Below are 3,269 nucleotides of genomic sequence, written 5' to 3' on the forward strand. Positions count from 1 at the left end.
TGGCGTTGCATCTGGCGTGTCAGGCGTTGCGGGCGGGTGAGTGTGATGCGGCGTTGGCGGGTGGGGTGACGGTGATGGCGACTCCGGCGACGTTTGTGGAGTTCTCCCGGCAGCGGGGCCTTGCCGCTGATGGTCGGTGTAAGTCGTTCGCTGATGCGGCGGATGGTACGGGGTGGGCTGAGGGTGCCGGGGTGCTGGTGCTGGAGCGTCTGTCGGATGCCCAGCGGCTGGGGCATCGGGTGCTGGCGGTGGTGCGGGGGAGCGCTGTCAATCAGGACGGCGCGTCGAATGGTCTGACGGCGCCGAATGGGCCGTCACAGCAGCGGGTGATCCGCCAGGCGTTGGATTCAGCGCGGCTGTCCGCTGCTGAGGTCGATGTGGTGGAGGCGCACGGTACGGGGACGAAGCTCGGTGACCCGATCGAGGCGCAGGCGCTGCTCGCGACGTATGGGCAGGCTCGTATCGATGAGAGCCCCTTGTGGTTGGGGTCGGTCAAGTCGAACATCGGGCACACCCAGGCCGCAGCGGGTGTGGCTGGCGTCATCAAGATGGTGATGGCGCTTCAGGAGCAGCAACTGCCACGGACGCTGCACGTGAGCGAGCCGTCGTCCCAGGTGGACTGGAACTCGGGTGCGGTGAGGTTGCTGACGGAGCCTCAGCCTTGGCCGAAGGGTGAACGTCCGCGTCGCGCGGGTGTCTCGTCGTTCGGGATCAGTGGTACCAACGCCCACGTTGTCATTGAAGAATCCCCCGCCATCTGCGCGGCTGATCCCGCGGCCGATGAGCAGCCCCCGCGAGAGCTTCCGGTAGTGCCATGGGTGCTGTCGGGGCGGAGTGCAGAAGCGGTACGAGCACAGGCCGAGCGGCTGGCTGCCTTTCTTGATGGGCGGGACTGCTCGCCGGTGGATGTGGGCGTGTCGTTGGCGACGGGGCGAGCTGTGTTGGAGCACCGAGCAGTGGTGCTTGGCGAAGACCTGGGTGCTTTGTGTTCAGGCGTTGACGCTCTCACGACTGACGCCGACCTGCCCATTGTGTCGGGTGTGGCGGTGGCTGAGGCTCGTACGGGCTGGATGTTCACCGGTCAGGGTAGTCAGCGGGTGGGGATGGGTCGTGAGTTGTATGGCCAGTTCCCTGTTTTTGCTCGGGCGTTGGATGAGGTGTGCGGTCATCTGGATGGGGTTCTTGAGGGGGTTGTGGGGTTTGGTGTGCCGGTGCGGGAGGTGTTGTTCGCGGGGGAGGGTTCTGCTGAGGCGGCGCTGTTGGATCGTACGGGGTATGCGCAGACGGGGTTGTTTGCGGTGCAGGTGGCGTTGGTGGAGCTGCTGCGCTCCTGGGGTATGAGCCCCGATGTCGTAGTAGGACATTCCGTCGGTGAGTTCGTCGCTGCGTATGTGGCGGGTGTGTTTGGTGTGGAGGATGCCGCCCGGCTGGTGGCGGGGCGTGCGCGGTTGATGCAGGCACTGCCGGAGGGTGGTGCGATGGCCGCCATCGAAGCCACCGAAGCTGAGGTCACGGAGATCCTGGATGGCTTGCCGGATGGTTCGCGGGTGGGGGTCGCGGCGGTCAACGGGCCGACGGCTGTGGTGGTCTCTGGTGACGAGGATGCCGTTGAGCAGGTGATGGTGGTTGCGCGGGAGCGGGACTGTCGGGTGTCGCGGCTGCGGGTGAGTCATGCGTTCCACTCGGTGTTGATGGAGCCGATGCTCGCTGAGTACGAGGAGGTCGCAGCGGGGGTGAGCTACCGGCAGGCGGTGCTTCCCGCGGTCAGTACCGTCACCGGCCAGCGGCTTGGTGAGGGTGAGTGGGTGACGCCGGAGTACTGGGTGCGTCAGGTCCGCGAGCCGGTCCGCTTCCACGATGCGCTGAAGACCGTGATCGTCGAGCAGAGCGCGACCCGGCTGTTGGAGGTTGGACCGGATCCGGTGCTGACCAGCCTGGTGCTGACCGCGTCGGAGACGGTGGACGCCGCGGTGTCGGTGTTGCGGAAGGGACGTGCTGAGGCCGAGAGCGTGATGGCTGCGGTGGCTGAGTTGTTCGTGCGTGGCACGGTGGTCGACTGGGGTTCGGTGTTTGCTGGGTGTGGTGGGCAGCAGGTGGAGTTGCCGACGTATGCCTTGCAGCGACAGCGGTATTGGTTGGAGGGCTCGCGGTCGACTACTGACGCTGACGGCCTGGGCTTGGGTGTCGTCAGTCACCCGTTGCTGAGTGCTGCGGTGAGTGTGGCCGGGGAAGATGTGGTGTTGCTGACGTCGCGACTGGCGGTGAAGACGCACCCGTGGCTGGCCGATCATGTGGTGGCCGGTTCGGTGTTGGTGCCGGGCACGGCGTTCGTGGAACTAGCCATGCAAGCGTGCGACAGGGTCGGCTGCGACCGCATTGAGGACTTGACCCTGCAGTCACCGTTGATTCTGCCGGAGCAAGGGGCGGTAGAGCTGCAACTCAGCATCGACGCGGCCAAAGACGCCGAGGGCGCGCGGCGCATGCTCAAGGTGTACTCACGCCCTCAGAATGCTCACGGTGAAGAGTCATGGCGCATCCACGCCACTGGTTCCCTCGTCGTGGGGCGGGCGGAGGTCGATTGGGATCTGCGGGTGTGGCCGCCGGTGGGCGGGGAGCTGGTGTCGACAGACGGGCTGTATGAGGGGTTGGCGTCGGCGGGTTTGGAGTATGGCCCGGCTTTTCGGGGTGTGCGGGCGGTGTGGCGGCAGGGCGAGGACTTCTACGTGGATGCCGCATTGCCCGAGTCGGTGTCGGGTGAGGCGGCGAGGTTCGGGCTGCATCCGGCGCTCCTGGATTGTGTGCTGCATGTCTTGGGTCTTGGGGCGGAGGCCGTTGAAAGCGGGATGTTGCCCTTCTTGTGGTCGGGTGTGTCCTTGTCTGCTGTGGGTGCTTCGGCGGTGCGGGTGCGGCTGTCCGCTCTGGGTTCCGGTGAGGTTGGCCTGTGGGTGGCTGACGATGCTGGTGATCCGGTGGCCGAGGTGGAGTCGTTGGTGTTGCGACCGGTGTCCGCCGTGGATCTGGCTTCGGCGGAGTCCCCGGCCCAGGATGGCCTCTTCGGAATCAACTGGATTCCGGCACCGACCCTTGAACCCGGACAGTCAGGGCCCTTGGCCGTGCTCGGGGAGAGTGGTGAGTGGTGTGGTGCTGGTGTTCCGGTGACGGGTTATGGCGATTTGGCGGGGTTGGTTGCTGCTGTTGATGGTGGTGCGGTGGTTCCGGACATGGTTGTGCTTCCTGTCTGTGATGCGGGGGCGGATGCTGATGTGGCG

The 3,269-nt window shown here is 66.0% G+C and carries 1 protein-coding gene and 1 pseudogene; both read left to right on the plus strand.

What is annotated here, in order from left to right; all coding sequences use genetic code 11:
• Positions 1 to 53: 53 nt before the first annotated feature.
• Positions 54 to 161: pseudogene (locus JK363_RS43630) on the plus strand (beta-ketoacyl synthase N-terminal-like domain-containing protein); the annotation flags it as partial.
• Positions 162 to 191: 30 nt separating this feature from the next.
• Positions 192 to 3,269 (plus strand): type I polyketide synthase (locus tag JK363_RS41060; protein WP_307822111.1); only part of this gene is annotated, 3,078 nt, incomplete at its 3' end.

Origin of the sequence: Streptomyces coffeae (assembly GCF_016741875.1) — a bacterium.
Taxonomy (GTDB): Bacteria; Actinomycetota; Actinomycetes; order Streptomycetales; family Streptomycetaceae; genus Streptomyces; species Streptomyces coffeae.